Raw genomic sequence first — 26,358 nt, 5'->3', positions numbered from 1 at the left:
ACGGCCGCCACCAGGTGCGCGGACCCGGCGATTCGCCGTCCCGGGCGGGCGGGTGCTCTCCTACAGTTGGGGCGCCGACAGTCCGAGCGACAGGAGTTGGTCCCGATGCCCAACGACACCGCGGGGATCGATCCGTCCAGGCCGAGCATCGCTCGCATCTACGACTATCTGCTCGGCGGCACGGAGAATTACGCCGTCGACCGCGAAATCGGCGACTTCTTCCTCGAGGAACTGCCGGGTTCGGTGGCGGTCCCGATCGAAAACCGCCGCGCCCTGATCCGCGCCGTGGCGGCGATGACCCACGACGGCATCCGTCAATTCATCGACATGGGCAGCGGCCTGCCCACCGCCGACAACGTGCACCAGGTCGCCCAACGGCACCGCCCCGACGCACGCGTCGTCTACGTCGACAACGACCCGACCGTACTCGCCCACGGCCGCGCCCTGTTGGCCGCCGACGAACGCACCGCGGTGATCCGGGCGGACGTGCGCGAGCCGGAGAGCATCCACCAACACCCCGACGTGGCCCGCCTGATCGACTTCGACCAGCCGGTCGGCATCGTCTTCAGCGCCGTCCTGCACCACCTCAACGACGCCGAGCAGCCCGGCGAGCTGGTGCACTGGTGGACGGACCGGGTGCCGCCGGACAGCCGGATCTACATCTCGCACTTCCGCACCGGCGACGGCGACAACGAACAGACCCGGATCGCGGAACAGAAACTGCAGGACGCGTTCGGCCGCGGCCGCTGGCGCACCGACGAAGAGATCACCGCCCTGTTCGGCGACCTCGAACTCCTCGAACCCGGCCTCGTCAACTGCTCACTCTGGCGCCCGGAATCCGCCCCGGCCCCCAACACCGGCACGCCCCCGCACGAACCGACGGTGTGGGAACGGATGATCTCCTGCGCCCTCGCACGCAAGCCGTAGGAGCCTCGACCGAGCTGTGTTCGCATCGGCGCAAAGCCGACTGTGGGCGGCAGTTGAGACGATGACGGCATGGAATTCCACGACACTGCCGAGATGCACCGAGTCTGCGTCGAACGGCTCGGAGAGCGAGCCGGCCCGCAGTTCGCCGCGATGGCCCGCCGCGGCTTCCGGTTGGAGCCTGCGAGCGGTGGCGCCCCGGCCACCGGCCGATGCCGGCTCGGCGGCCCGGCCCTCCTCGAACCGGAAACCCGGTGGCCCGAGCTCGACGGCGTTCCGCTGTCCCTGCTCGCCGTCCTCGACACCGATGCCCTCGCCGCCCCGCTCGGCAGTGAACTGCCCACCCGGCCGGGCCTGCTCAACTTCTTCTCCCTCGCTCCGGATGTGCCGTACGAGACTTACCGACAACTGGACACCTCCGGCCCGCAGGCCCACCGGGTGATTCCGGCGGACCCCGCACGAGCGGTCGAAAGGACCGCGCACGAACCGGCGAGGAACTATCCGGCCCGCCCCGTCCGCGCCGTCGGGTCGACCATGCTCCCGGACGCCTGGGACGTCGAGGACCACGACGTCGAGTTCGACTCCGACAGGCACTGGGGCGCGGCGTCGCTCATCCTCGCCGCGTTCGGCGACCTCGACGGGAACACCGCCGGACAGCACTGCGCCTTCGGCTGGCCGGACGCCTCCTACGCCTATGCGGTGACCGGCCGCGACGCCGGCGGGCCCGCCGTCCATCTGCTCCAACTCGCCGAGGACACCGGTCTCGGCTGGGGCTGGGGTGACGCGGGGACGATGTATTTCACCATCCCGGCGAAGGCTTTCGCGGTGGGGGACTTCGGCAAGGTCGAGGCCGCGGTGCGTAGTTGTTGAGCCGGGGCAACTCGCTTTGAGAATTCGAACGAGACCCCTATTCTTCACGCCATCACTGCGAGTGATCCACACCGCAGGCACCACTTCGGCGGGGGATCTCCGTGCATTCCGAGAACGTTCACCACATGCCGGGCCCGCAGTCCCTGCCCGACGACAGATCGGCCACCGGCGTCCGGCGATTGGCGCTGGCCGCGCAGGTGCTGATCGGCCTTGAGGCCGCCTCGCAGGCGGCGGTCGCCGCGGCCGGCGGCACCCGGTCGGCGGTGTTCCCGATGCTCGTGCCGCTCCTGGTCGTGCTGGTCGTCGGCAGCTGCGTCGCATTCGTTCTCTGGTTCCGGCGCTGTCGGCTCAACGTCGACCGCTTCGGTCCGGATATTCAGAAGTACTCGGCCGGATGGGCCGTCGGCGCCTGGTTCGTCCCCCTGGCGATGTGGTGGATTCCGCGCCGGATCGCGCTGGACATCTGGCGCGCGACCGAGCCCGCCGGCAAGACCTGGTTGATCAACGCCTGGTGGGCCGCCTGGCTCGCCCAGACGGTCGGTGCCACGGTCCTCGACCAGCTCGGCGCGGGCGACAACGGCTACTCGGCCTTCGACGTGGTGACCGGCCTGGCTTCGGCGGTGCTCGCGATTCTGGTGATCCGACAGATCACGTCCACTCAGGAAGGGAAGCTGAGCGGCAGGGCGCAAACCACCGTGACCGTGTGAGGAATGTCTCGCAGCGTCCGCCGGCTATCGGAATACCGTCAGATCGTGCGTAAAGCGGCAGGTCAAGGCCTGTTGTGACTACTCGCACACGCTCCGGGCGATCTTCTGGTGTGTTCCCTCTGGCGGACGGCGGGGCGGCCCGGGCAGGATCGGGCCATGGATCTCCTCGACACGCTGACCGACAAGGGCCTTCGCCGGGAACTGCCCACCCGCGAGGAGGCGCTGGCCGTACTGGCCACCACGGATGACGAGCTGCTGGATGTGGTTGCGGCCGCCGGGCGGGTGCGCCAGCAGTGGTTCGGGCGCCGGGTGAAGCTCAACTACCTGGTGAACCTGAAGAGCGGGCTGTGCCCGGAGGACTGCTCGTACTGTTCGCAGCGGCTGGGGTCGAAGGCGGAAATCCTCAAGTACACCTGGCTGAAGCCGGAGCAGGCCGCCGAGGCGGCGGCCGCGGGTGTCGCGGGCGGCGCGAAGCGCGTCTGCCTGGTGGCCAGCGGCCGCGGGCCGACGGACCGGGACATCGACCGGGTCGCGGACACCATCGCGGCGATCAAGGACGCGGACGAGCAGGTCGAGGTGTGCGCCTGCCTGGGGCTGCTGTCAGACAATCAGGCGGAGCGCCTGAAGGCGGCCGGCGCGGACGCGTACAACCACAACCTGAACACCTCCGAGAGCACGTACGGCGAGATCACCACCACCCACACCTACGCGGACCGGGTGGACACCGTGGCGAAGGCCCACGGCGCGGGCCTGTCGGCCTGTTCGGGGCTGATCGCGGGCATGGGCGAGAGCGACGAGGACCTGGTGGACGTGGTCTACGCGCTGCGCGAGCTGGACCCGGACTCGGTGCCGGTGAACTTCCTGATCCCGTTCGAGGGCACCCCGCTCGCCGAGGAGTGGAACCTGACGCCGCAGCGCTGCCTGCGGATCCTGGCGATGGTCCGGTTCGTCTGCCCGGACATCGAGGTACGGATCGCGGGCGGCCGCGAGGTGCACCTGCGGTCGATGCAGCCGCTGGGCCTGCACATCGCCAACTCGATCTTCCTGGGCGACTACCTGACCAGCGAGGGCCAGGCCGGACAGGCCGACCTCGACATGATCAAGGACGCCGGTTTCGAGGTGGAGGGCGCCGAGCAGACCACCCTGCCCCGTCACCGCGCGTCGGCCGGCGGCTGCGGCGGCGGTGCCTCGGCCTGCGGCAGCCACGAGGAGCAGACCACCTGCGGGACGGGCGGCGGCTGCGGCCCGTGCGGCGGCCACCAGGCCGACGAGGCCGAGACGGCCACCACGGAAACCGAGGCCGCCGAGGACGAGGCGCGCACCGACCTGGTGCGGGTGCGCCGTCGTGGCGCGGGCACCGAACTGGCGCCCAACGCGTGACGGGCAACGCGCAGTTGCTCGACCTGGACCGGGCGCACGTCTGGCACCCGTACGGTCCGATGCCGGGGACGGTCCGGCCGTTCGTGGTGGAGTCGGCCGCGGGCGTGCGCCTGCGGCTGGCCGAGCCGGTGGGCGGGCACGAGGAGCTGATCGACGGGATGTCGTCCTGGTGGGCGGCGATCCACGGCTACCGGCACCCGGAGCTGGACGCGGCCGTCCGCGACCAGCTGGAGCGGATGAGCCACGTCATGTTCGGCGGGCTGACCCACCGCCCGGCGGTCGAACTCGCCGTCAAGCTCGTGGAGTTGACGCCCGAGCCGCTGCAGCACGTGTTCCTCGCCGACTCCGGTTCGGTGGCGGTCGAGGTCGCGCTGAAGATGTGCCTCCAGTACTGGCAGTCGCTCGGACGGCCGGAGAAGCGGCGGGTGCTGACCTGGCGCGGCGGCTACCACGGCGACACCTTCCACCCCATGTCGGTGTGCGACCCCGAGGGCGGGATGCACCACCTGTGGGGCGGGGTGCTGCCCCAGCAGCTGTTCGCCGCCGAGCCGCCCGCCGGGTACGACGCCCCGGCCGACCCGGAGTACCTGGCGCACCTGGCCGACCTGATCGAACGGCACGCCGGCGAGCTGGCCGCCGTGATCGTCGAACCGGTGGTGCAGGGCGCGGGCGGCATGCGCTTCCACTCCCCCGCCTACCTGAGGGCCCTGCGCGAGTTGTGCGACGCGCACGACGTCCTGCTGGTCTTCGACGAGATCGCCACCGGCTTCGGCCGCACCGGCGAACTGTTCGCCGCCGACCACGCGGGCGTCTCCCCGGACGTGATGTGCCTCGGCAAGGCGCTGACCGGCGGCTACCTGACGCTGGCCGCCACCCTGTGCACCAGCAGGGTCGCGGAGGGCATCTCGCGCGGCGAGGTCCCGGTGCTGGCGCACGGCCCGACGTTCATGGGCAACCCGCTTGCCACCGCCGCCGCCAACGCCTCGATCGACCTGCTGCTGCGCCAGGACTGGCGCACCGAGGTCAAGCGCATCGAGACCGCACTGCGCGACGCCCTCGCACCGTGCGCCGGACAGCCCGGGGTACGGGACGTCCGGGTGCTGGGCGCGATCGGCGTGGTGCAGCTCGACGCACCGGTCGACATGGCGGCGGCCACCGCGGCCGCCGCCGAACAGGGCGTGTGGCTGCGCCCGTTCCGCGACCTGATCTACACCATGCCGCCGTTCGTCACCGACGACGCGGACGTGGCCGCGATCGGCCGAGCCGTCGCCGCGGCGGCGGCCGCGTCCCACGCGGCGCACAGCAACTGAACCACCCTCCTGAGGAAGCACCATGTCGCCCGTACTGTTCGTCACCGGCACCGGCACCGAGGTCGGCAAGACCGTCACCACCGCGGCCCTCGCGGCGCTCCGCACCGATCCGGTGGCAGTGCTCAAGCCCGGCCAGACCGGGCTGGCGCCGGGCGAGCCGGGCGATGTCGACGAGGTGGCCCGGCTGGCCGGGCCGCTGGTGCACGGCGTCGAACTGGCCCGCTACCCCGAGCCGTTGGCGCCCGACACGGCGGCCCGCCGGTCCGGTCTGCCGACCCTCGCGCCGGACGAGGTGGCGAAGACCGTGGCCGACCTGGCCGACCGTTTCGACTGCGTGCTGGTGGAGGGCGCGGGCGGGCTGCTGGTCCGCTACGACGAGCGGGGCCGGACCCTCGCCGACCTCGCCGCCGCCTGCGAACTCGCGGGCGTCCAGGCCGAGTTCCTGCTGGTCGCGGCGGCCGGCCTGGGCACCCTCAACGCGACGGCGCTGACCGCGGAGGCGCTGCGCCACCGGGGCCTGGCGCTGCGCGGCGTGGTGGTCGGCAGCTGGCCCGCCGACCCGGACCTCGCGGCCCGCTGCAACCTGGCCGACCTGCCGTCCGCCGCCGGCGCCCCGCTGCTGGGCGCCCTCCCGGAAGGCGCGGCAGCCGACCGGTCCCCGGCCGCTTTCCGGGAGTTGGCCGCGTCCGCACTCGCCCCGTCGCTGGGCGGCCACTGGGACGCCGAGGCGTTCGCGGCGGCGCACCACCCCGGCTGAGCGGGCACACAGGAACGGCGCGACGGGATCCCCCGTCGCGCCGTTTCTTCGTCTACCCGTCAGCCGATCGTCCAGCGCTGGAGCGCCGAGCCGGTGTCCGGCTGCTGGGTGACCAGGGCGCCGTCACCGGTGGAGGCGGTGGTGACCAGCAGTCCGCTCTTCTGCGAGGCGACGGTGTAGCCGTTGCCGACGGCGCTGACGATCCAGCGCTGGTTGCTGCCGCCGGTGCAGGTGTACTGGATGATCGCCGCGCCCGCGCGGCCGGAGCCGCCGTTCACGTCCATGCACAGGGTCGATTCGGCGTTGCTGATCTGGTAGCTGCCGTCGGCCTGCGGGGTGAAGATCCAACGCTGGTTCTGCCCGCTGTTGAGCGCCCAGGTGATCAGCTGGGTGCCGGCTGTGGTGGAGTGGTTGGGGTTGTCGAGGGCCTTTCCGGAGACGGTCAGGGTATGGGTGCCGGTGAGCGCCGGGTTCACCGCCCAGGTGAAGGTGGTCGAGCCGTTGGCCGTCCCGGAGGAGGCGGTGACCGTGACGGTGGCGGAGCCGGTGGTGGTCGGGGTGCCGGTGATCAGTCCGGCCGGGCTGATGGTCAGTCCGGCGGGCAGTCCGGTGGCGGTCCAGCTGAGCGCCTTGCCGGCCGAGTCGTTGCCGCCGAGCTGGAGCGAGACGGCGGTGTTGACCTTGGTGGCCTGGTTGCCGGGGTTGGTGACGGTGACGGTCTCGGGCGCGCTGCCGGCCACCGTGAGGGTGAGTGCCTGCTCGCTCGCGGTGCGGCCCGCGCCCACCGCGCTGCCGCTGGTGTCCGTCCAGGAGCGGGCGGGGACGGTCTCGGCGAGTCGGCCGGTAGCGGCGGAGAGGCCGAGCGCCAGGCCGCTGTAACGGTTCACCAGCTTGACCGTGCCGTCCGCGGCGCCGTTCGCGTCGGTGCCGCGCAGCACCCACCACTGCTGGCCGACACTCGGCCCGCCGACGGGCGCGGCCGTCACAGTCGGCTGCGCGCCCCAGGCCCGGCCCGCCACCGCACCGGAGTTGACGCCGAGCAGCTGCCCGGTCGAGGAGTTGGCGATCCGGTAGGAGCCGTCGCCGTTGGCCGCGAAGGTCCACGACTCCAGCGCGGACCCGGTGGGCGCGGCCACCGAAGTGGCGGTGCCGGACGCCTGGGCGAGCACCCGGCCGCCGCTGGTCGCGATCCGGTAGGCCTTCGTCAGGTCGACCGGCGCCGCGGCGGGCGCGGTGGAGTCGATGCTGACGTTCACGTACTGCCCTGACGCACCGCCGGAGCAGCCGAACGCGCAGTACGAACGGAACGACTTGCCGACGATCGCCGAGCTGGTCCGGTTGGCGCCGTCCAGGAACCAGCGGTACCAGGACGCCGTGTGGTACCCGCCGGTGTCCCCGATCGGGTACCACTTCTGCGTGGCGAGGTTGTCGGTGGCGTAGAACTGCTGCGGCGCGTTGCCGCTCTGGTCGACGGCCTGCGGCTCGCCGATGTACAGCCCCAGGTAGGCGTTGTACGTGACGTCCATGACGAACAGCGGCGAGGTCGCGGGCATCTGACCGGCCGCGATCTGCTGGGCGGAGGTGCCGGCGTTCGCCGGGTCGTACTCGCCGGAGACGGGCGTGTACCCGGTGCTGCTGGACGCCCCGACGGGCACCATGTTCGACTCCCGGCCACCGACGCCGGCCTCGCTCCAGGCGCCGTTGTACCACTTCTGCCAGGAGCCCGGCGCCATCTTGCCCGCGATCGGGGCGCGCGCGACGTGCTCGTAGAACGCCTTCCAGCCACCGCTCTTGTCGACCACCCGGGAGCCGTAGAACACGTAGAAGTACCCGGACGCGGCGTCCACCAGCAGGCGCTGGTCGCCGTCGCCGTACGAGTACGTCTGGTTCGGGAACTGCGCGGTGTCGCCGCGGGTGGTGCTGTACGGCGAGGTGATCACGTGGTCGCGGATCGTCCAGGTCCTGCCCTGGTCGGTGGAGACCGCGTAGTCGATGGCGTCGAAGTGCAGCCCGTCACCGAAGGGTTGGGGCGTGAACTCGTTGTGCACCAGCCCGTACCAGTCACCGGTGTCGGGGTCGATCCAGACGCCCGACAGGTCGCAGTAGTTCTTCTGCGCGTAACCGCTGCCGCTCGGGGCGGCGGTGGCGGTCTTCCCGGTCGGGCTGTTGTTGCAGCGCCAGGTGGTGTCGTTGTTCTTGTCCTGCGCGTTGGCCGGGTTGACGGCGTTGGAGACGGCACCGGAACGGGTGGCGGTGTCGAAGTCCGTCCCCGTGAAGAAGTCCCAGTACCGCGGGTCGCTCGCGCCGTACAGCGCCGCGGACTGCTGGAACCAGAACGTGCCGTCCTTGTCCAGGTACGGCACCGCCGGGGTGTCGGTCGGGTGGCTGTACGTCACCGGCGCGCCGACGGTGACGCTGTACGTCGCGGCGTCCGGCTGCGTGGCGGAAGCCGCGGAAGCGGTCGGCGCGACACCGGCTGCGACGGCCAGCAGCACGGCGGCCAGAGCGCCGGCGGCCGGCCTGCGTGGGGGTGAGAACACGGGTACTCCTTCGGTGGCCCGTTCTGCAATGAGATGCAGTATCCGGGCTCCGATCGAGCACTTGTCAACAACTTCGCGCAGAATCCTGCACGCAAAGGCTTCCCGCCCCTGTTCGAAGCTGCTTGACTGACCGTCAATCGATCAGACCTCAACAGACGTTCACCACCCCGAACCCCGATCGACTGCCGCGACCCCGGCCCGACACGTCGTCATCCCGCCGAGAACCGGACGCTGCCACGGGAGGAGCACCGCGCCGCCGCTCACCCTCTCCCCCGGCGAGCCGACCGACTCGCGCCACCCCATCGAACTGGCCGACGCCGACCGTCACTTGACGCCCCGCGAAGCACCGCGCGCACGACAGGCCGGCCGTCGACCACCTGCACACCCGCGCGACGGCCACCCGACACCACCGAGCGCCAGGCGCGCCACCGCCCCTCCCGCCCCGCGCAGCGGGTGGCGCTACTCCGCCGGCGCGCCGATCACCCGGGTCACCAACTCGTCCACCAGCTCGGCGCGTTGCTCGGCGGTGAACAGGTCGGGCAGGGCGAGGCGTTCCAGGATGAGCCAGTTCAGCGCCAGGTACAGCAGCCGAACCGCGGTGGCGTCGCCGGGCAGGCCCGCCGCCAGGTGGTAGTCGATGTTGAACTGGAGGTCCGCGCCGATCCGCCGGGTGACCGTCTCCCGCAGCTCGGGGCGGCGCAGCGCGGCCAGGCGGAGTTCCAGCAGGGCGAGGAAGCCGGTCGGGAAGTCGGCGATCCGGTCGACGAGTTGGTGCATCAGCTCGGCAACCCGCGCGGTGTCGCGCGGCCCGGTCAGGCCCTGGGCGAGGGCCTCGGGGTCGGCGCCGAGGCGTTCGTAGACGCGCTCGGCGCACTGGGTGAGCAGGGCGTCGCGGTTGCTGAAGTAGTTGGAGGCGGTGCCGGTCGGGACGGTGGCGCGCTGGTCGACTGCCCGGAAGGTCAGCCCCCGGGCACCTTCCTCGGCAAGGACTTCGATCGCGGCGTCGAGCAGTGCCACGCGTCGTTCGGGATTGCTTCGGGCCATCGCTTGTAACCACTCCACTCGTAGTGCTACGTTCTTACCACTCCAAGCAGAGTACTACAGACCGAGTGGTCACCCTTCTTCGAAAGGCACCGAGTGCGAAAGCTCGTGTACTACGTCGCCGTCTCCATCGACGGCTTCATCGCCGGCCCGGCCGGTGAGTTCGACTTCTACCCCCAGTGCGACGACATGGTGGACTACCTCCGGGCCGAGTTCCCCGAGACCATGCCGACCCATGCCCGTCCCCACATCGGCCTCGACGGGGCGCCCAACAAGCGCTTCGACACCGTACTGATGGGCCTTGGCACCTACCGCCCCGCCCTGGACATCGGCGTCACCAGCCCCTACGCCCACCTGAAGCAGTACGTGGTCTCCTCCACCCTCCCCGAACCGACCGACCCTGCGGTCAACGTGGTCCGCACCGACCCGCTGGGCCTGGTACGGGAGTTGAAGCAGCAGCCCGGCGACGGCGACATCTGGCTCTGCGGCGGCGCCAAGCTCGCGGGCGAACTCCTCCCGGAGATCGACGAACTCATCTGGAAGCGCTACCCCGTGGTCGCCGGCACCGGCCTCCCCGCCTTCGCCGGCGACTTCCGCCCGCGCCCGTTCGCCCCCGTCGAGACGCTGGAGTTCAGCAACGGCGGCACCGTCACCACCTACCGCCCGGCCTCGTAGCCGCGCGACGCCCGGACGCCCGCGCGGCGCCGGGGCCCCCGCCCGCCGGACGTGCAGGACACCCAACTCCCCCGCGCCTTCAGCCCGGTGGCCCGCCCCGTCCGGGTAGCGTGGCCTCGACCGGCGCCGCGCCGGGCCGTACGAGGGGGACACGGACGATGAACTCGCCGAAGCCGAGGACGTATTGGACCCGGCCGGAGACCACCGGCCCGGAGGTGTTCGTCGCCGTTCCGGAGGGCGTCACGCCGCCGGCCACCGTGGCGGTCGGGATGGAACTGTTCGGGGTGACGGCCTGGGTGCGCGGTGTCTGCGAGCAGCTGGCCGCCGCGGGCTACGCCGCCGTCGCGCCGGACTTCTTCGGCCGCACCGTCCCCCGGGCGGATCTGCCGTACGACGCGGCGGGCCGGGACGAGGGCTTCCGACTGCTGTCCGCCCTGACGGCCGACCAGGTCGCAACCGACACCGCCGCCGCACTCTCCGTCGGAGCGTCCCTCGGCGCCGGCCCGGGCCGGGCGTTCGCGGGCTTCTCCGCCGGCGGCCACCTCGCCTTCGTCGCGGGCACCCGCCTCCCGCTGGACCTGATCGTCGCCTGCTACCCGGGCTGGCTGCTGGACGCCGACACCACCCCGTTCACCGCCGCCCCCCAGCCCCCGCTCACCCCCACCGGCGCCGCCACCCTCGCCGCCCACGGCACCACCGTCCTCGGCCTGGTCGGCACCGAGGACCACCTCGTCCCACCCATCGACTGGTCCCGCATCGACGCCCGCCTCACCGAATCGGAAGTCCCGCACGAGCTGGTCTCCTACCCCGACACCCCGCACGGCTTCCTCTGCCCCGACCGCCCGGCCACCTTCCGCCCCACCGAATCCGCCGACGCCTGGTCCCGCATCCTCGCTGCCCTCGCCACCCTGAAGCCCTGACGCCCTGACGCCCCGAACGCCGCCCGTCGGCGCCAGGGGCAGCCTGATCGATCACTCCGGCCACCGCTTCTCCGGTCCTGCGAGCACGAACCGGCCGGACCGGCCGGGCCGAATCGGGGCCGAATCGGGGCCGACCGGCGAGGACTCCGCAGCAGCCCGAATATCAGTCGCCGGGTGCGGTCGATCTGAAGTATGAAGTCGAAGTCGGAAGTGCTCTTTCAAACACTGGAGGGCTCCATGGCCAAGGGCTACTGGGTCAGTTCCTACCGCACGATCTCGGACCCCGAGAAGCTGGCTGCCTACAACGAGCTGGCCGGTCGGGCCGTCCGAGCCGGGGGCGGGCGGGTCCTCGCCCGTGACGGTCAGGTCGTCGCACACGACGCCGGAATCGCCGGGCGCACCATACTGATCGAGTTCAACAGCTTCGAACAGGCCGTTGCGGCCCGCGAGAGCGAGGCATACCAGGAGGCGCTGGTCGTCCTCGGCGACGCCGTCGAGCGTGACTTCCGCATCATCGAAGGCCTTGACTGACCGATGAGTTGGAGCTTGCCCGGTCGATCACGCGTGTTCGAGCCTGTTGACGACTCGTTCGACGGTGTTGCGTGCGGCGCAGCGCTGCCGGTCTGGGCCGGGCGGCCGGACAAGCTCTAGGCTCAGGGTCCATGATTCTGCTGAGCGATCCCCAGGTGGTCAACATCCCCGTGCAGGACTGCGGCGAGCCTCTCGCGGAGATCGCCTCGGTCCCGGCGACTGCGCTGGACTCCCGGGAACGGGACGAGGCGGGGGCCTACGGCCGGGTCAGGACCGGCGTGCTCGAACGTCTGCGCTCGGCGTCCGAACGGCTTCCCGACGGCGTCAGGTTCCTTGTCGTAGAGGGGCATCGCAGCAGCACCGAGCAGGCGCGGCGGTTCGCCCGCTACGAGGACCGCCTGCGCCGCTCGGGCATCACCGGCCCTGTCGACCTGCGGCGCCGGGCCAGCGCCTTCGTCTCCCCGGTCGAGGTGGCGCCGCACTGTGCCGGGGCGGCGCTCGATCTGACGCTCGTTGATGCCGAGGGCGTCGAGCTGGACATGGGTGGCGCCGTGAACGGCCACCGCACGGGGGACGAGAAGTACTGTCCGCTGGACGCCCCGGGACTGTCGGACCGGGCGCGCCGCAATCGCGACCTCCTGGCCCGGACCATGGGCGACGCCGGCTTCGTCAACTACCCCACCGAGTGGTGGCACTGGTCCTACGGCGACCGGTACTGGGCACTGGTCACCAAGGCCGGCAGCGCCATCTACGGACCGGCCTGACCACCTCGAACCAGCGAGACCCCGGTGCGGGGGCATCGACGTCCCTTGAGTCAATCACCTACCCACGAGCGGGAAACGACGCACCAGAAACTCCGGCAGGACGACCCGGCACCGACCGGGCGATCAGCCGCACTCACGCCCGTCCAGCAGCGCCAGGCCGCCGCGCTGGCCCTGTGGCGGCTGCGGACGCCGGTGCTCGCGTTCGGGTGGGACGCCGACTGGGGCATCGACCCCGCGCTCGTCGATTCCCTCCGGCGACCGGGGCCGGCCCGGTGACGACTCGTGGACGGTCAACGGCGACCCGCGGCACCTGCGACGCGCCGCCGAGGCCTCGGCGACCGCCTGCCCGCCCGGGCGACCGCTCCGGCCTGGACTGGACGCCGCTCGCCGAGGATGCGCTGCGCGTGGTCCTTCCCCGACGCCACCCGCTGACCCACCGCACCGACCTGCACCTCGCCGAACTCGCCGACCAGCGCTGGATCCTGGGCTGCGGCAAGTCCGCCGGGCAGCTCGTCCGGTTCGGCGCGCCGGCTGGGGTGGACCTGCGGATCTCCTGCACCGCGACGGACTACGAGTTCGCCCAGTCACTGGTCCGCGCGGGCATCGGCGTCGCCCTGATCCCCCGGATCGGCTTCACCGACCACCCCGACCTGCTCTCCCTCCCCCTCGCCGAACCCGCCCCGCGCCGCCACCTCGGCCTCGCCCTCTCCCGCCGCCGCGGGCCCCGCGGCCCGCCTCGCCGAGGAGCTGGCCACCCGCCTCACCACCGAAGCCGGCACCCTCCCGTCCTAACGCCCCCTCCCGTCCTGACGCACCCTCCCGTCCTGACGCACCCTCCTCTGCACCCGAACGGGCGGTCCCCCGTCACCCCTTCCCCTGCCCGCCCGTTGACCAAGCGTCAACCCCGGCCCCCAGAGGAGTCCACCGTGCGCACCGCCCTCATTGCCCTCGCCACCCTCCTCCTCGCCTCCACCCCGGCCGCTGCCGCCGCCACCCTCACCCCGGACCAGACCTACAGCATCCCCGTCGGCGCAATCACCGACCTGGGCGCGCTTCCGACGCTCGGCGGCCTCGGCTACGACTTCGCCCACCTGCTCGGCCAGTAGCGCGCACACATGACGCCGCGAGCAGTCCGACCGACAAGCATGCGCGCGCGGCCCGGGCGAAGTGCCCTCGTCAGCGGCACAGGGACGGGCTTCCACGGGCCGATAAGGTGACGTGATCGTTCCGAGTGAAAGGCCACGGCACCGCAGTGACCGAGTCCCGCCCCCACGCCCTGTTCTGCTTCGGCACGCTGCTGGACCCGCAGGTGCAAACCACCCTCTTCGGCCGCACGGTGCCGACGACCACGGCCTCCCTGGCCGGTCACACGACCAGGCCCCTCACGATCACCGACGAATCCGTGATCGCCACCAGCGGCCGGCACGAACACCTCACCCTGGTACGCGACTTCGGCGGCACGGTCGAGGGCGCCGTCCTGCACCTGACCGACCAGGAACTGGCCGCTGCCGACGCCTACGAGGTGGACGACTACGCCCGCCGACGAGTGGTCCTCACCTCGGGCCGGACGGCCTGGTCCTACCTGGACGCGAGGCCGCTGCGCCCTGCGGCGCGCATCGTGATCGTCGGCGACAGCATCGCCTACGGCCGCTGCGACCCCCAGGGCGGCTGGGCCGGACACCTGGCGGCGACGCACATCGCGTTGGACGAGAACGCCCACCGGGTCTTCAACCTGGCCATCCCCGGCAGCACCTTGGCGGACGTCGCCCAGCAGACACCCCCGCTACTGGCTCCCCGCCACCCGGACACGCTGGTCGTGGCCGCCGGGATCAACGACTCGGCCGTGCCGGTCGCCGCGCCGGACACCCAAATGCCCCACCTCGCCGACCATCTTGCCTCGCTCGCCGACCATCTCGCCTCGCTGGCCGCAACTGCCCAGCGCCACAACGCCCGCATGGTCGTCGTCGGACCGTCCTGGCTCGACGAAACACGGCTCGACGACTACGAGGGCCTCCGCTTCACCACGGCGCGAGCACTCACCCTGCGCGTCACCCTCCAGGCCTGGTGCGAGGACAACCACATCGACTTCATCGACATGTGGGAACCCCTCCGCGACCAGCCCCACCAGTTCGTCGACGGCGTGCACCCGACCCCGGACGGACACAAGGAGCTCTACCGGCAGCTGAGCAGCCACAGCTGCTGACCCCTGCCGTTCAGGAGAAGGACAGCGACAGGTGGACGACTCAGGAGGCGAACGGCTCGATCTCGCCCGCGAAGACGATGACCTGGTCGATGAGGCTCCGTCGTAGATGGACGACGTCCGTTCCCGCCAGGCGGGGGCCTCCGTCCGGCATGGTGAACACCCACTGGTACCGGGCCCATTCGTCGGGCATGTCCACTGCTGAGCAGCGCGTCATCGTGCCGGTCCCCGCCGGGTGGCGTCGGATGTCCAGCACGAACCGCTCGACCGCCGCGATTCCTTCGCTGCGGCCCAACGGCCCCCAGAAGACCACGTCCGAGGTCAGGGCCTGGGAGAGCAGGGCAGTCACATAGCTGTCGTCCGAGGCGTTGAACGCGGAGATGAACGTGTCGATCGCGGAGCGTGCGGTTTCTTCCTGCATGTCCCAGTAATACCAGCCGGCCCGGTTCATGTCGGCACTCCGGCGGGGGACTTCGGAGCGATCGACGTGCAGGACGCCGACGGGTGGGTGGAACAAGCCGCGGCCGCGGCCCACGAATTATTGACCCCGAGGTCAAATATGTCGTACCGTCAGGTCATGGGACGACCGAAGCAGTTCGACGAGGGCACCGCGATCGCGCAGGCGATGGAGGTGTTCTGGACGAACGGCTACGCCGGCTCCTCCCCGGCCGAACTCGCCGAGGCGGCGGGCATCGGAAAGGGCAGCCTCTACCACGCCTTCGGCTCCAAGCGGGAACTCTTCGGGCGGGCGCTGGACGCGTACGACCGGGGCGGCGCCGAGCTGGCCGAGGAGTTCCTGGCGGGGCCGGGCACCACGAAGGAGTGCATCCGCGCCTTCCTGGCGATGCTGGTGGACGCGGACTTCGACGGCCCGGTGCGTCGCGGCTGCCTCGCCGTCAACACCGCGCTGGAGCTCGGCGGACGGGACGCGGACGCCGCGTTCGCGGTGCGCCGAATGACCGACCGCAGCGCCGACCTGCTGGCCGCGCGCATCGAGCGGGGCAAGCTGGAGGGCGACGTCCCGAACTCGGTGGACGCGGGCGCGCAGGCCAGGTTCCTGATGACCGCACTCGCGGGACTGCGGGTGATGGCCCGGGCCTACGACCGCGAGGCGGTCCTCGAGGTCGTCGACACCACCGTCGCCACCGTCTTCGGACACTGAAACCCGGACACTGAAACCCGGACGCCGAAGAAGCATCGACCGCGCCGCCCGCGCGGTTTCGCATGCCCAAATATTTGACCTCAAGTTCAAGAATATCGACCGAAAACGAGGAACCATGGATCTCGGACTCAACGGCCGCACCGCCCTGGTCACCGGCGCGGGACGCGGCATCGGCCTCGCCGTCGCCCGCGCGCTCGCCGCCGAGGGAGTGAAGGTGGTGGGCGCAACCCGCACCGCCACAAAGGAGTTGGCGGAGGTCGCCACCGTCGCGACGGCCGACCTGAGCACCCGCCAGGGCGCGGAGAGCGCGGTCGAGCAGGCACTGGCGGCGCTCGGCGGCATCGATCTGCTGGTCAACAACGTGGGCGCGGGCGACGCCTCCGTGTTCGCCCTGGGCGGCGTGCTGGACGTCGCGGACGAGCAGTGGCAGTCGCTGTTCGACCTGAACGTGATGTCGGCGGTGCGCACCACCCGGGCCGCGCTGCCCAGCCTGCTGGAGCGGCGCGGCGCGATCGTCAACGTGTCCTCGATCAACTCCCGTATCCCCACCGGCTCCCCGGTGGGGTACGCGGAGGCCAAGGCGGCACTCACCCAGTTCGGCAAGCGCCTCAGCGAGGAACTCGCGCCGCGCGGGGTCCGCGTCAACACCGTTTCGCCCGGCCCGACTTCCACCGACCAGTGGACCTCCGCCGGCGGCTACGGCGGCCGGATGGCCGATGCCATGGGCGTCCCCCTCGATGCCCTGCTGGACGGACTGCCCACCCAGGCGGGCACCGCGTCCGGCCGGCTCTCCACTCCGCAGGAGGTCGCCGACCTGGTGGTCTTCGCCCTCTCCGACCGGGCCGGCAACATCCACGGCGCCGACCTCGTCGTCGACGGCGGAACCCTCAAGTCCGCCTGAAGCACGCCAAGTTGACGACGGCTCAGCCCAGCGGCCGGGTCCACCGGCGCCACCGCGCCTCGCGCCCGTACCCGGCCGCCTGCCAGGCCGACTGCCCGAGTTCGTTGTGCTCCAGCACCATCGCGTCGGCCCGCCGCCCGCCCAGCGCCTCGAAGCGGGCGTGCGCGGCGTCCAGCAGCGCGCCGCCGATGCCGCGGCGGCGGGCCGACGGGTGGACGGCCAGCCGGTAGAGGTGGCAGCGCCAGCCGTCGAAGCCCGCGATCACCGTACCCAGGATCACGTCCTCCGCCACCGCCAGGATCAGCGCCTGCGGGTCGCGCTCCAACAGCCTTGCCACGCCCGCCCGGTCGTCGCTGATGCTGGTGCCCTCGGCGGCCTCGGCTCAGAAGGCCAGCACCGCGTCGATGTCGGCGGGCAGCGCGGCCCGCAGTTCGTACTCGCTCATGGCGCCTCTTCCTACCAGCGGCGATGCCCGCGCCACCAGCCATTTACGGTCCCGCTCTTGACGGCACCGGCCCCGCGCCAGCAAGGTGTGGGCCACTCCCTCGCACCGCTTCCCGTCCCGATCCTCCCCACCTCGGAGATGGCATGCGTGCGCAAAGAACCTCCCGTCACTACCGCCGCGACGGCCTGCCGATCGGCCTCGCGGCCGCCGCCCTCGCGCTGGCCGGCGTCGGCCTGGGCCTCGGCCTCGACTCGCCCGCGTCGGCGGCGCTGCCGACCGTCGACGTCGTCGACAACGGGCACTTCAATCAGGGCAATCGGATGCTGGCGTGGAGCTGCGAGAGCGGCCTGGTGCTGCCGCCGTCCGACGCGTTCGGCACGCTGGAGGGGCATCCGACCGACAGCAGTTACGCGGGCTGCACCCAGCGCGTCACGGTCGAGCCGAACTCCACGTACCGGCTGAGCGCCCGGGTCACCGGGCCGTTCGTGTTCGCGGGCGTCACCGGTTCCGGCACCACGGACATCGCGCTGTGGTCGAACCAGAACGACTGGAACGAGCTGACGGGGACGGTCACCACCGGGCCGGACACCCGCACGCTGATGGTGTACTTCCACGGCTGGTACCAGCAGGGGCCGTACCGGATCAGCTCGTTGGAGCTGTGGGGTCCGGGGCAGCCGCGGAACACCTGCATCCCGCTCCCGGCCGTCGACACCCCGGCCCCGTCGGCCAGTCCGTGCTACCTGACGCCGACCGCGACACCCAGCCGGACTCCCGCGCCGTCCACCAGCTGACGTCCGAACACCCCGTACGCACACTCCACCCCCACGCCGACTCCGACCTGGTCGGGCACGGACTGCTACCCGCCGCCCGTCCCGTCCTCGCCGCACACCACCCGTCCTCGCCCTACATCACCCGTCTTCGCCGTACACCACCCGCCCCCTCGGGCTCGCCCAACCTTCGGGCGGACCGGAATTGACGATGCGTCAGCCGCGCAGCGCCCAGACCGTGGTGGTCTTCACGGCCGCGTCCTCCAGGTCCGCGGCGACCGGGACGGCGTACTCGGCGAGCGCGGTGAAGCGTTCGCGCGGCAGGTAGGCGCGGCCCGGGTCGCCGACCACCACGGTCGCGCCCCGGGCGGCGGCGCGCTCCAGGAACGGCAGGAAGCGCGCCGCCATCGCCCGCTCGTAGAACACGTCACCGGCCAGCACCACCTGGCAGCCGTCACCGTCACCGTCCAGCACGTCCGCCAACTCGGCCGTCACCGTGACGCCGTTGTCCGCCGCGTTCACGGCGATCGCGGCCACCGCGTACGCGTCGATCTCCGCCGCCCGCACCTGCGCCGCGCCGCTCAGCGCCGCCGCGACGCCGACCAGGCCGGAGCCCGCCGCCAGGTCCAGCACGGTGCGCCCGGCGACCAGTTCGGGCCGGTCCAGCACGTGCCGGGCCACCGCGACGCCGCCCGCCCACGGGAACGCCCAGAACGGCGGCGGCAGTCCGATCTCGCCGCGCTCCCGCTCGGTGATCTCCCACAGCGCGATCGCGTCCTGCGCCATGTGCAGCCGCACCTCGGGCACGAACGGCACCGGCCCGGGCCGGGTGTGGGCGCGCACGAACTCCGTGTCGGCGGACGAGATATGACGGTCCGCGGCACTCCGCAGCGTGGTGGTGTCGTTCCCCATGGCGCACAGCCTAGGGGCAATGATCGCCACCACCGCGCAACCCGGATCCGCCACCACACGATCACCGGGACGCCACCACACAACCACCGGGATGCCGCCGCACGATCACCGACTGATCACAGACCACGTACCGTTTCGATACCGAAGCCATGATGAGCTGCGGAAACGCTCGCTCCGCGGAGGGTGCCCGAGTACGATCCGGGCAGACGCCCCGGCACTCACGGCACACGCGTTGTGCCTGGCCAGGGGCGGCGGCTTGCGCGGGGGCGCGCCCGGCACCACACGCCGGTGCGCCGCGATCCGCGTTCATGGCACCGCGCGCCAGGGCAGTCGCGCGAAGCGGAAGGGCAGCGACTTGACGGATCGGCTCACCGGCGGCGACTCCTCACTGCTGCGGCGGATCAACGCCGCGGTCACCCTGCGGTCGTTGCGCGCCGGACAGGCCGTCACGCTCACCCAACTCGTGGGCGACACCGGCCTGTCCAGACCCACCGTCGAGGGCGTCATCGAAGGACTGCTGGAGTCCGGACTCGTCGCCGAGGTCGACCACGTCCAGGAGTCCGGCCGCCAACGCGGCCGCCCGGCCCGCTGGTTCCGGTTCCGCGCCGAGGCCGGGCACGTCCTCGGCATCGAGGTCGGCGTCCACGACCTGCGGGTGGTCCTCGCCGACCTGGCCGGCGAGGTGATCACCAGCTTCGCCAAGCCGGTGGACGAGTCGATGGAGGCCGAGGAGCGGCTCAGCCAGCTCCGCACCACGGTCGCCGAGGTCCTGAAGAAGGCCGGTGTCTCCCGGGACAGCCTGTGGGAGGTCGTCGTCGGCACCCCCGGCATCGTCGACCGCGAAGGCGTCATCCGGCTCGGCACCGCGATGCCCGGCTGGACCGGCCTCGACCTCGGCGCCCGGCTGCGCCGCTCGTTCCGCTGCCCCGTGGTGATCGAGAACGACGCCAACCTCGCCGCCATCGCCGAACACTGGAAGGGCGCCGCCGTCGGCAAGGGCGACGTGGTGTTCGTGATGGCCGGCCTCAGCCCCGGCGCCGGCTCACTGATCGGCGGCCGGCTGCACCGCGGTTTCGGCGGCGCGGCCGGCGAGATCGGCGCGCTCCACCTGCTCGGCCGGCAGGCCACCCCCGAACGCCTGCTCTCCACCACCGGCCAGCCCCTCGACCCGCTGGACGAGGCCGCGGTGGCCCGCGTCCTCCGACTGGCCCGGGAGGGCGACCAGGTCGCCCAGGTCGCCATGGACCGCTTCCTCGGCCGCCTGGTGCACGACGTCACCGCACTCGTCCTCGCCCTCGACCCCGAACTCGTGGTGGTCGGCGGCTGGGCGGCCGGCCTGGACGGCGTCCTGGAACCGCTGCGCGAACAGCTCTCCCGCTACACCCTGCGCGCGCCCGAAGTCGCCCTCGCCGCACTCGGCTCCGAGGTGGTGGCGATGGGCGCACTGCGAATCGCCCTCGACCACGTCGAGGAACAGCTGTTCGCGGTCGATCCGCCGTCCCGGTAAGGCCGTCCCACGGCAGGCGGTCCGCCAGCACGAGATCGCCGTCGGCCGTCGGCCCTCCCGGCCCGACATCAGCTCCCGGCCGCCGCCGAACCGGTCGCGGGCTCAGGTGCGCACCGGTTCTCGATCGGCCCAACTCATAGCTGTGCCACCCCTGTTCACCGGTCCGATGCGGCAAACAGGGGTGGCACGGTCAAACTTCTGCCTGCGGCTCGTCAGGACGCGGCGGTGGCCGCGACGTTGGCGGCAGCCGGGGTGGCGACCTGGACGGCCGCGCCGGATTCGCCGAAGGTCAGCTTGCAGGTGTCGGCCCGGTAGGTGGAGACACCGACGGCCGCCAGCCGGCCCGCCGCCGCGTACTGGGTGGTGACCACCAGCACCGGGGTGCCCGGGGGGCGCTCCAGCAGCGCGGCCTCTGCGGTCTCCGCCACGCCCAGTTCCACCGAGCGGGACTCGTTGTCGACGCCCAGGCGCTCCAGCTGGCGCAGCACGCCGCGGGCCCGGTCGCTCGCGTCCACCACCACGGCCAGCCGCGGCAGCCCGGCGGCCGGCACGTGCAGCGCCTCGGCGGCGACCGTCACGCCCTGCACGATCCGCAGCCGGCGCACCGTGTGCACCTGTTCGCCCTCGGCGATGCCGAGCGTGCGGGCCAGCGCGGCGGGGGCGGCGGCGGTGGTGCAGTCGACGACCTTCCACTCCTGGCCGCGCGCGGACCCGGCCCGGCCGGACTCGCGGTCGCCGACCGGGATGCCGATGCGCGGGGCGGCGACGAGCGTGCCGATGCCGCGACGGCGCACCAGCCGGCCCTCCAGCTCCAGCTGGTCGAGCGCCTGCCGCAGGGTGGCCCGGGCCACACCGAAACGGGCCGAGAGCTCACGCTCGTTGGGCATGACCTGACCGGTGGAGAACTCGGCGTCCATGGTGCGCAGCAGCACCGAGCGCAGGTGCCAGTACTTCGGCTCCGCAACCGCCGGAAGCGTTCCTTGCCCCACCGTGTCCTCCACCCTGAAGGCCGTCGGGGCCCGCCACTGCTCCCCGGTTTTGGCAGGTGGGGAGGGCGGGCTTTATCCGTCCTTCTTTATTAAAGGTCTTTGCAGTAAGTGACAGTAGGGGGTGCCCGTGGACATGGTCAAGACCAATGGGAAGGGTTCCTGCCGGGCACGGCGAACCGGTACGCAACCGCAACCCGGTACCCTCGCCGGGTGAAGAGTGTTTCCACGGTCAACGTCAACGGGATCCGGGCAGCCGCCAAGAAGGGCTTCCTGGAGTGGATCGACGACACCAAGTCCGAGGTGGTCTGCCTGCAGGAGGTCCGCGCCGAGACCGAGCAGTTCGGCGAGGTGCTGGCCCGGCTCGACGGCTGGCACGCGGTCTGGGCGCCGGCCGCGGCGAAGGGCCGCGCCGGAGTCGCCGTCCTGTCCCGCCGCGAACCCGACGCCACCCGAATCGGCTTCGGCTCCGCCGAGTTCGACACCTCCGGCCGCTACGCCGAACTCGACCTCCCCGGCCTGACCGTCGCCTCCCTCTACCTCCCCTCCGGCGAGGTCGGCACCGAGCGGCAGGACGAGAAGGAACGCTTCATGGCCGAGTTCCTCGTCCACCTCGGCGCCCTCCGCGAGCGCGCCGCCGCCGAGGGCCGCGAGGTCCTGGTCTGCGGCGACTGGAACATCGCCCACCGCGAGGCCGACCTCCGCAACTGGAAGGCCAACCAGAAGAAGGCCGGCTTCCTCCCCGAGGAACGCGCCTGGCTCTCCCGCGTCCTCGACGACCACGGCTACGTCGACGTCCTGCGCCGCCACCACCCCGACCAGGAGGGCCCCTACTCCTGGTGGTCCTACCGGGGCCGCGCCTTCGACAACGACACCGGCTGGAGGATTGATTATCTGATGGCCAGTCAGAAACTCGCTGCCACCTGCACCGAGGCGTACGTCGAGCGCGCCGCCTCCCACGCCGAGCGCTGGTCCGACCACGCCCCGGTCACCGCGGTCTTCGACCACACGCTCTAGCCAGGGAATCCGAACCGCTGCTGCCGTCGGCGCGCGGCAGCAAGGGGTGTCACGGCAATCGAATGCATACCGCCCATCAGGGCGGGAGTAGGTGGCTGGGGCGATGCGGCCATCCCGGCTTCGGCTGGTGGCGGGGTCGCTCGCGCGTCCCGGCGCCGGGCCGGACGCGTGACAGCGCCCCTCGCGCCCGAAAGGCCCCAGGGGCAACCGGCCGGCTCCGCGCTTCTCCTCTCATCTGGCGAGGGAGGGCAAGCACTGCCCCGCCACTCGTCCCACTACGGGCCCGCACCAGCAGTACGTCGCCCACCGTCAGCAGTCCGCCACCGGCCAGGCCGGCCCACGTCAGCGCCCCGGGCGCACCCGTGTCCGGCAGGCCCGCACCGCCGTGCGGGCCGCGCCGAGGGGCCGCTGCGGCCGGGCACCTTCGCGCAAACGCTCGCCGCGCCTGCCCTTCGGCAAGCATGCCTGCACCGCCACACAGACCTGCGCCTGGCCGCTGTGCACCGCCTCCCCTGCGGGTCCCACGCCGAGGCCGACGCGGCCCTGGCCGCCTGGCCCGCCCGTCGGCGTCTGGTTCTGCCTCCATGGCCACGAGGAATCCCGAGCCCACCCAGACCGCGAACGCCACCAGCGGCCCCGGTATCCGCATTCCCCAGGGCCGCACGAGGGCGAGGGCCATGACGATCGCGGTGCCTGCCATGCCGATGGTCACGGCGTTGAGCACCACCCAGCCGGCCAGGCCGAATCCGTCGCCGATCGGTAAGAGTCCGGCGATCGCGCCGACCACCCACGAGACCTTGATCAACAGATAGGGCGTCATCACCAGCGCCGCCCCGTACGCAGCCGGCCAACCCACCCGGTCCAATCGATCCACTGCGGGTTCCCTCCTCGGTCGCGGGAACCACACCTTCATCCACCGCCCCGCCCCGTCACATCGTGCGCGGGTCGTGCGCGCATCATCCGCCAGGATGAAACTGACCAACACCCGAGCCGAGCTTGGCGTGGTGGACGGAATGGCTGCGGCCGTAGCGGAGGAAGTCTTCCCCCGAGCAGAGCGGGCAGCAGCCGGCCTACGAGGCGGTCCGTCCGGCAACGGGCCATCAGAATGGAATGGGCAGACTCGTGAACGAGGTTCCCCAGGTACCGCCGCCGGACGCCGATGTAGCAGACGGCGAGCAGCGGACCGACGCCGCGGCAACAGTGTTGCGATCCTCGGCCGTCCCGAAGGACGACCGCCACCGGGGACGACGGTGGCGGAGCCGAGGCCGCTCGACAGGTTGCGATCCTCGGCCGTCCCGAAGGACGACCGCCACCGGTGTCGCCGATCCACACCGGAGAGGTGGTGGCGTTGTTGCGATCCTCGGCCGTCCCGAAGGACGACCGCCACAGGTCCGTCGGGTGGCTGACGGCCTGGTCCGACTCGTTGCGATCCTCGGTCGTCCCGAAGGACGACCGCCACCGCCTGGCGTCGCTGGTGGGCCGACCCGACGGACGAGTTGCGATCCTCGGCCGTCCCGAAGGACGACCGCCACTCCTCCACCGAGTTGCCCGAGACCGCCGCAGCGTGGTTGCGATCCTCGGCCGTCCCGAGGGACGACCGCCACCTGGTCAGGCGTCACCAGGACCGGTACGCCTGGGAGTTGCGATCCTCGGCCGTCCCGAGGGACGACCGCCACCAGCGAGGTACCTGCCGGCCTCCGCACCGACCTGCGGGTGTTGCGATCCTCGGCCGTCCCGAGGGACGACCGCCACCTTCACCTACATTCTCGGTGGTGCGGGCACCACAAAGTTGCGATCCTCGGCCGTCCCGAGGGACGACCGCCACCCGTCGGTTCGTATGGCGCGCAGGGCGGGGGCGAGGTTGCGATCCTCGGCCGTCCCGAGGGACGACCGCCACGGCCCGCCCGCCGCCGGGCCTGTCTGCGACGGTCTGGTTGCGATCCTCGGCCGTCCCGAGGGACGACCGCCACGGCATATGACCAGGGTGAACGCGTTCCGAGCAACTGTGATGGGGAGGCTGTTCACCGGCTGATTCCGCTCAACTCGGACATCGCGCTTCGGTGCGATCCGCGTGGCGTGTGTGCACTTGGGGTTCCGAAGCTTGGTCTGTCACAGGATGAGGTCCTCACGGTGGCGTTGCACTCGGGCGATGCCGAGTGTCCGTACGTCGTTGAAGCCGTTGTGCGGGAGGCGGTAGATCCGGATGCTGTCGGTGTTCTCGTCGATGGTGTTGCCGATGTCGTTGAGGAGGTGTAGGAGGTCGACGTCGGTGGCGACGATCTCGAAGACGGACTTCTGGACCCTCAGGCCGTGGCCTTCGCACAGCTTCGCGACTTTCCGGAGTCGGCGGCGGCCTTCGGGTGTGGTGGTGTCAACGTCGTAGGTGAGCAGCAGGTCCATCAGCCGGCCGTCCAGGGTAGGTATCCGGGGAGGTCGCCTCGGATCTGGCGGGCGAGGATGCGGCACTGCAGGACCGGGAGGAGTGCGGCGGGGACTGTCCGGCCGGCTGCCGGGTGTTCCCAGGGTTGGGTCTTCCATTCCTGCCAGGCGGCGAGGACCGTTTTGCGGCCGTCTTCGGTGAGGTTGACGGCTCCGCCTGCGAGGGTGTCGAAGTGGTGGGCCCTCAGTTCTCGGCGGTTGAGGAGGGTGAGGGCGAATCGGTCGGCGAGGACGGGTCGGAATTCTTCCATCAGGTCGAGGGCGAGTGCCGGTTTCGCGGGGCGCAGGCCGTGGAGGAAGCCGATGTAGGGGTCGAGGCCGATCTGTTCGATGGCGCCGTGGACGAGGTTACGCAGCAGTCCGTAGGTGAAGGAGAGGGTGGCGTTGACGGGGTTGGTCGGTGGGCGGCGGTTGCGGTGGGTGAAGGCGGGGATGTCGTCGGTGGGGCGGTGTATGTCGCGGAGGGCGGCGAAGTAGTTGCGGGCGGCGTTTCCTTCGATGCCCATGAGGGTGTCGAGCGTGTCCGTGTGCTGGGTGTCGGTGAGTGCTTCGGCGAGTTTGGCGGCGGCTTCGCGGATGCGGGTCTGTGCGGTCGGGTTGGTGTCGCGGGCGGCGCGGAGCAGGATCCAGCGGCTGTTGCGGATTTTTCCGGCGACGGTGTTGCGGGCGATGGCGAGTCGTTGGTGGGGGTCGGTGTGGGCGCGGTGTTGTTCGTGGCGCAGGAGGACGTTGCCGCGGACGGGGCCTTCGAGGCGGGCTTGGAAGCGTCCTCCGCGGGTCATCCAGGTGATGGGGCGTCCGTCCTGGGCGCAGCGAGTGAGGAGTTCGGTGGAGAGGTTGATGTGGCCGTAGAGGACGATGGCGTCGAGGCGTCGCAGGGGGAGGGTCTTGCGGCCGGGGGTGTCGGGGAGGTGGATGCGGAGGGCCTCCTGGTCGAGGCGGAGGTCGGCGCCTTGGGTTTGGACGTAGAGGGTGTTGAGGAGTTCGAGGGTCATGGGTGTGTGAGTTCTTCGTCGGGGAGGGTGTAGAGGTCGGTGAGGGCGTGGTGGTACTGACGGGTGCGGGTGAGGACGGTGGGCATACAGATGGTGGCCATGGAGCAGCGGCGGCAGCGGTTGTCGGTTGCGGGTGGCGGTAGTTGACGGGTGGTGAGGAGTTCGCGGACGGCCTGAGTGGTGGTGGCGACCCGTTGGTGGAGTTCGGGGGTGATGGTGAGGGTGTGGCGTCGTCGGTCGGCTGCGGAGTAGATCGCGGCGTGGGGTACGGGTCGTTGGAACATGTGTTGCAGGCAGAGGGCTTGGGCTGCTGCTTGGACGTCGGCGGGGCCGCCCGGGTGGAAGCGGCCTGATTTGTGTTCGACGGGCAGGATGGTGCCGTTGTCGTGGAGTTCGACGGTGTCGCAGGTTCCGGTGAGTCCCAGTTCGTCGTGCCAGACGGGGAGGGCGTGCAGGGTGCGGATGGTGCCGCGTCCGCGGTTGCCGGGGGTGTCGACGCGTTGGTGGAGGAGGGTTCCGCGGGTGGTGGCGGCGTCCTCGGTGTTGCGATTCTCGGCCGTCCCGAAGGACGACCGCCATTAAGAGGGCAAACAGGTGTAGTGCTTCAG

At 71.5% G+C, this 26,358-nt stretch carries 26 protein-coding genes, 2 pseudogenes and 1 CRISPR repeat array; of the genes and pseudogenes, 19 read left to right on the top strand and 9 right to left on the bottom strand.

The genetic code is table 11. From position 1 onward, the window contains the following. Positions 1-105: 105 nt before the first annotated feature. The 6 genes from ACFYS8_RS15385 (at position 106) to bioD (ending at position 5,948) form a co-directional block, all read left to right on the top strand. Positions 106-927: an SAM-dependent methyltransferase gene (locus ACFYS8_RS15385; protein WP_387640967.1), complete on the top strand. Its 822-nt coding sequence runs from the start codon at positions 106-108 to the stop codon at positions 925-927. A 69-nt stretch (positions 928-996) separates the two neighbouring features. Continuing rightward, on the top strand, positions 997-1,794 hold the full coding sequence (locus ACFYS8_RS15380; RefSeq protein ID WP_387640964.1) for a DUF1963 domain-containing protein: 798 nt from the start codon (positions 997-999) through the stop codon (positions 1,792-1,794). A 101-nt stretch (positions 1,795-1,895) separates the two neighbouring features. Then, complete coding sequence (locus tag ACFYS8_RS15375) at positions 1,896-2,501, top strand: DUF4328 domain-containing protein (protein WP_387640961.1); 606 nt, start codon at positions 1,896-1,898, stop codon at positions 2,499-2,501. Between the two features lie 156 nt (positions 2,502-2,657). Continuing rightward, positions 2,658-3,881, top strand: coding sequence for a biotin synthase BioB (bioB, locus tag ACFYS8_RS15370; RefSeq protein ID WP_387640958.1), 1,224 nt, complete (start codon positions 2,658-2,660; stop codon positions 3,879-3,881). 59 nt (positions 3,882-3,940) lie between these two features. Further along, a complete protein-coding gene (locus ACFYS8_RS15365; RefSeq protein ID WP_387642134.1) occupies positions 3,941-5,191 on the top strand; it encodes an adenosylmethionine--8-amino-7-oxononanoate transaminase in 1,251 nt (416 codons plus the stop codon). 22 nt (positions 5,192-5,213) lie between these two features. Beyond that, complete coding sequence (gene bioD / locus ACFYS8_RS15360; protein WP_387640956.1) at positions 5,214-5,948, top strand: dethiobiotin synthase; 735 nt, start codon at positions 5,214-5,216, stop codon at positions 5,946-5,948. A 59-nt stretch (positions 5,949-6,007) separates the two neighbouring features. Here bioD and ACFYS8_RS15355 read toward each other — a convergent pair whose 3' ends face one another. After that, on the bottom strand, positions 6,008-8,488 hold the full coding sequence (locus tag ACFYS8_RS15355) for an RICIN domain-containing protein (protein WP_387640953.1): 2,481 nt from the start codon (positions 8,486-8,488) through the stop codon (positions 6,008-6,010). 459 nt (positions 8,489-8,947) lie between these two features. Then, the gene (locus ACFYS8_RS15350) at positions 8,948-9,532 is read right to left on the bottom strand and encodes a TetR/AcrR family transcriptional regulator (RefSeq protein WP_387640950.1); all 585 of its coding nucleotides are present in this window, start codon (positions 9,530-9,532) and stop codon (positions 8,948-8,950) included. Positions 9,533-9,625: 93 nt separating this feature from the next. On the opposite strand from ACFYS8_RS15350, the gene ACFYS8_RS15345 reads away from it, so the two are divergent. The 7 genes from ACFYS8_RS15345 (at position 9,626) to ACFYS8_RS15315 (ending at position 14,622) form a co-directional block, all read left to right on the top strand. Continuing rightward, positions 9,626-10,204 (top strand): dihydrofolate reductase family protein, encoded by a 579-nt coding sequence (locus ACFYS8_RS15345; protein ID WP_387640947.1) that lies wholly within the window; start codon positions 9,626-9,628, stop codon positions 10,202-10,204. A gap of 158 nt (positions 10,205-10,362) precedes the next feature. Beyond that, positions 10,363-11,124 carry a dienelactone hydrolase family protein gene (locus ACFYS8_RS15340; protein WP_387640944.1) on the top strand — a complete coding sequence of 254 codons (762 nt, stop codon included), beginning with the start codon at positions 10,363-10,365 and terminating at the stop codon, positions 11,122-11,124. 237 nt (positions 11,125-11,361) lie between these two features. Then, positions 11,362-11,655: a DUF1330 domain-containing protein gene (locus ACFYS8_RS15335; RefSeq protein ID WP_387640942.1), complete on the top strand. Its 294-nt coding sequence runs from the start codon at positions 11,362-11,364 to the stop codon at positions 11,653-11,655. Positions 11,656-11,786: 131 nt separating this feature from the next. Then, positions 11,787-12,419, top strand: a complete 633-nt coding sequence (locus ACFYS8_RS15330) for a M15 family metallopeptidase (RefSeq protein WP_387640939.1) — start codon at positions 11,787-11,789, stop codon at positions 12,417-12,419. 45 nt (positions 12,420-12,464) lie between these two features. Then, complete coding sequence (locus ACFYS8_RS15325; protein ID WP_387640936.1) at positions 12,465-12,695, top strand: hypothetical protein; 231 nt, start codon at positions 12,465-12,467, stop codon at positions 12,693-12,695. A gap of 128 nt (positions 12,696-12,823) precedes the next feature. Further along, the gene (locus ACFYS8_RS15320) at positions 12,824-13,525 is read left to right on the top strand and encodes a LysR substrate-binding domain-containing protein (protein WP_387640933.1); all 702 of its coding nucleotides are present in this window, start codon (positions 12,824-12,826) and stop codon (positions 13,523-13,525) included. Positions 13,526-13,671: 146 nt separating this feature from the next. Continuing rightward, the gene (locus ACFYS8_RS15315; protein WP_387640931.1) at positions 13,672-14,622 is read left to right on the top strand and encodes a GDSL-type esterase/lipase family protein; all 951 of its coding nucleotides are present in this window, start codon (positions 13,672-13,674) and stop codon (positions 14,620-14,622) included. A 40-nt stretch (positions 14,623-14,662) separates the two neighbouring features. On the opposite strand, the gene ACFYS8_RS15310 is transcribed toward ACFYS8_RS15315, so the two are convergent. Continuing rightward, positions 14,663-15,040, bottom strand: coding sequence for a nuclear transport factor 2 family protein (locus tag ACFYS8_RS15310; protein WP_387640928.1), 378 nt, complete (start codon positions 15,038-15,040; stop codon positions 14,663-14,665). 156 nt (positions 15,041-15,196) lie between these two features. Here ACFYS8_RS15310 and ACFYS8_RS15305 point away from each other — a divergent pair, with 156 nt between their 5' ends. Together ACFYS8_RS15305 and ACFYS8_RS15300 are read left to right on the top strand one after the other, a co-directional pair. Next, positions 15,197-15,781 carry a TetR/AcrR family transcriptional regulator gene (locus tag ACFYS8_RS15305; RefSeq protein WP_387640925.1) on the top strand — a complete coding sequence of 195 codons (585 nt, stop codon included), beginning with the start codon at positions 15,197-15,199 and terminating at the stop codon, positions 15,779-15,781. A 115-nt stretch (positions 15,782-15,896) separates the two neighbouring features. Further along, on the top strand, positions 15,897-16,682 hold the full coding sequence (locus ACFYS8_RS15300; protein WP_387640923.1) for an SDR family oxidoreductase: 786 nt from the start codon (positions 15,897-15,899) through the stop codon (positions 16,680-16,682). Positions 16,683-16,704: 22 nt separating this feature from the next. On the opposite strand, the pseudogene ACFYS8_RS15295 reads toward ACFYS8_RS15300, so the two are convergent. Then, positions 16,705-17,127: pseudogene (locus tag ACFYS8_RS15295) on the bottom strand (GNAT family N-acetyltransferase). A gap of 143 nt (positions 17,128-17,270) precedes the next feature. Here ACFYS8_RS15295 and ACFYS8_RS15290 point away from each other — a divergent pair. Next, complete coding sequence (locus tag ACFYS8_RS15290; protein WP_387640921.1) at positions 17,271-17,918, top strand: hypothetical protein; 648 nt, start codon at positions 17,271-17,273, stop codon at positions 17,916-17,918. Positions 17,919-18,110: 192 nt separating this feature from the next. Here ACFYS8_RS15290 and ACFYS8_RS15285 read toward each other — a convergent pair whose 3' ends face one another. Beyond that, the gene (locus ACFYS8_RS15285) at positions 18,111-18,806 is read right to left on the bottom strand and encodes a class I SAM-dependent methyltransferase (RefSeq protein WP_387640918.1); all 696 of its coding nucleotides are present in this window, start codon (positions 18,804-18,806) and stop codon (positions 18,111-18,113) included. Positions 18,807-19,161: 355 nt separating this feature from the next. Here ACFYS8_RS15285 and ACFYS8_RS15280 point away from each other — a divergent pair, with 355 nt between their 5' ends. Continuing rightward, positions 19,162-20,313 (top strand): ROK family protein, encoded by a 1,152-nt coding sequence (locus tag ACFYS8_RS15280; RefSeq protein ID WP_387640916.1) that lies wholly within the window; start codon positions 19,162-19,164, stop codon positions 20,311-20,313. Positions 20,314-20,525: 212 nt separating this feature from the next. Here the strand turns inward: ACFYS8_RS15280 and ACFYS8_RS15275 are convergent, their stop codons facing one another. Further along, the gene (locus ACFYS8_RS15275) at positions 20,526-21,302 is read right to left on the bottom strand and encodes a GntR family transcriptional regulator (RefSeq protein ID WP_387640914.1); all 777 of its coding nucleotides are present in this window, start codon (positions 21,300-21,302) and stop codon (positions 20,526-20,528) included. 210 nt (positions 21,303-21,512) lie between these two features. Here ACFYS8_RS15275 and ACFYS8_RS15270 point away from each other — a divergent pair, with 210 nt between their 5' ends. Both ACFYS8_RS15270 and ACFYS8_RS15265 read left to right on the top strand, forming a co-directional pair. Next, complete coding sequence (locus ACFYS8_RS15270; protein WP_387640911.1) at positions 21,513-22,316, top strand: exodeoxyribonuclease III; 804 nt, start codon at positions 21,513-21,515, stop codon at positions 22,314-22,316. 677 nt (positions 22,317-22,993) lie between these two features. After that, entirely contained in the window at positions 22,994-23,128 is a 135-nt protein-coding gene (locus ACFYS8_RS15265; RefSeq protein WP_387640909.1) for a hypothetical protein, read from the top strand. Positions 23,129-23,518: 390 nt separating this feature from the next. Beyond that, positions 23,519-24,286: a CRISPR direct-repeat array (repeat unit 37 nt; unit sequence GTTGCGATCCTCGGCCGTCCCGAGGGACGACCGCCAC). A gap of 139 nt (positions 24,287-24,425) precedes the next feature. Here the strand turns inward: ACFYS8_RS15265 and cas2 are convergent. The 3 genes and pseudogenes from cas2 to cas4 form a co-directional block, all read right to left on the bottom strand. Then, complete coding sequence (gene cas2, locus ACFYS8_RS15260; RefSeq protein ID WP_387640907.1) at positions 24,426-24,716, bottom strand: CRISPR-associated endonuclease Cas2; 291 nt, start codon at positions 24,714-24,716, stop codon at positions 24,426-24,428. Continuing rightward, positions 24,716-25,750, bottom strand: coding sequence for a type I-C CRISPR-associated endonuclease Cas1c (gene cas1c / locus ACFYS8_RS15255; RefSeq protein WP_387640904.1), 1,035 nt, complete (start codon positions 25,748-25,750; stop codon positions 24,716-24,718). The genes cas2 and cas1c overlap by 1 nt, the downstream gene beginning before the upstream one ends. Then, positions 25,747-26,316 (bottom strand): annotated as a pseudogene (gene cas4, locus ACFYS8_RS15250) (CRISPR-associated protein Cas4); the annotation flags it as partial. The pseudogene cas4 and the gene cas1c, both read right to left, overlap by 4 nt. Positions 26,317-26,358: the final 42 nt, after the last annotated feature.

It is taken from the genome of Kitasatospora sp. NPDC004615, assembly GCF_042873545.1.
Taxonomy (GTDB): Bacteria; Actinomycetota; Actinomycetes; order Streptomycetales; family Streptomycetaceae; genus Kitasatospora.
Note: the sequence above shows the minus strand (reverse complement) of the source record. Positions and strands in the feature narration are given on the sequence as shown.

Coding starts and splice junctions, on each gene's coding strand:
- ACFYS8_RS15385 (WP_387640967.1), top strand. CDS start 106: ATGCCCAACGACACCGCGGGGATCGATCCGTCCAGGCCGAGCATCGCT.
- ACFYS8_RS15335 (WP_387640942.1), top strand. CDS start 11,362: ATGGCCAAGGGCTACTGGGTCAGTTCCTACCGCACGATCTCGGACCCC.
- ACFYS8_RS15290 (WP_387640921.1), top strand. CDS start 17,271: ATGCGTGCGCAAAGAACCTCCCGTCACTACCGCCGCGACGGCCTGCCG.
- ACFYS8_RS15265 (WP_387640909.1), top strand. CDS start 22,994: ATGACGATCGCGGTGCCTGCCATGCCGATGGTCACGGCGTTGAGCACC.
- ACFYS8_RS15380 (WP_387640964.1), top strand. CDS start 997: ATGGAATTCCACGACACTGCCGAGATGCACCGAGTCTGCGTCGAACGG.
- ACFYS8_RS15350 (WP_387640950.1), bottom strand. CDS start 9,532: ATGGCCCGAAGCAATCCCGAACGACGCGTGGCACTGCTCGACGCCGCG.
- bioD (WP_387640956.1), top strand. CDS start 5,214: ATGTCGCCCGTACTGTTCGTCACCGGCACCGGCACCGAGGTCGGCAAG.
- ACFYS8_RS15285 (WP_387640918.1), bottom strand. CDS start 18,806: ATGGGGAACGACACCACCACGCTGCGGAGTGCCGCGGACCGTCATATC.
- cas1c (WP_387640904.1), bottom strand. CDS start 25,750: ATGACCCTCGAACTCCTCAACACCCTCTACGTCCAAACCCAAGGCGCC.
- ACFYS8_RS15305 (WP_387640925.1), top strand. CDS start 15,197: ATGGGACGACCGAAGCAGTTCGACGAGGGCACCGCGATCGCGCAGGCG.
- ACFYS8_RS15365 (WP_387642134.1), top strand. CDS start 3,941: ATGCCGGGGACGGTCCGGCCGTTCGTGGTGGAGTCGGCCGCGGGCGTG.
- bioB (WP_387640958.1), top strand. CDS start 2,658: ATGGATCTCCTCGACACGCTGACCGACAAGGGCCTTCGCCGGGAACTG.
- ACFYS8_RS15310 (WP_387640928.1), bottom strand. CDS start 15,040: ATGCAGGAAGAAACCGCACGCTCCGCGATCGACACGTTCATCTCCGCG.
- cas2 (WP_387640907.1), bottom strand. CDS start 24,716: ATGGACCTGCTGCTCACCTACGACGTTGACACCACCACACCCGAAGGC.
- ACFYS8_RS15340 (WP_387640944.1), top strand. CDS start 10,363: ATGAACTCGCCGAAGCCGAGGACGTATTGGACCCGGCCGGAGACCACC.
- ACFYS8_RS15330 (WP_387640939.1), top strand. CDS start 11,787: ATGATTCTGCTGAGCGATCCCCAGGTGGTCAACATCCCCGTGCAGGAC.
- ACFYS8_RS15300 (WP_387640923.1), top strand. CDS start 15,897: ATGGATCTCGGACTCAACGGCCGCACCGCCCTGGTCACCGGCGCGGGA.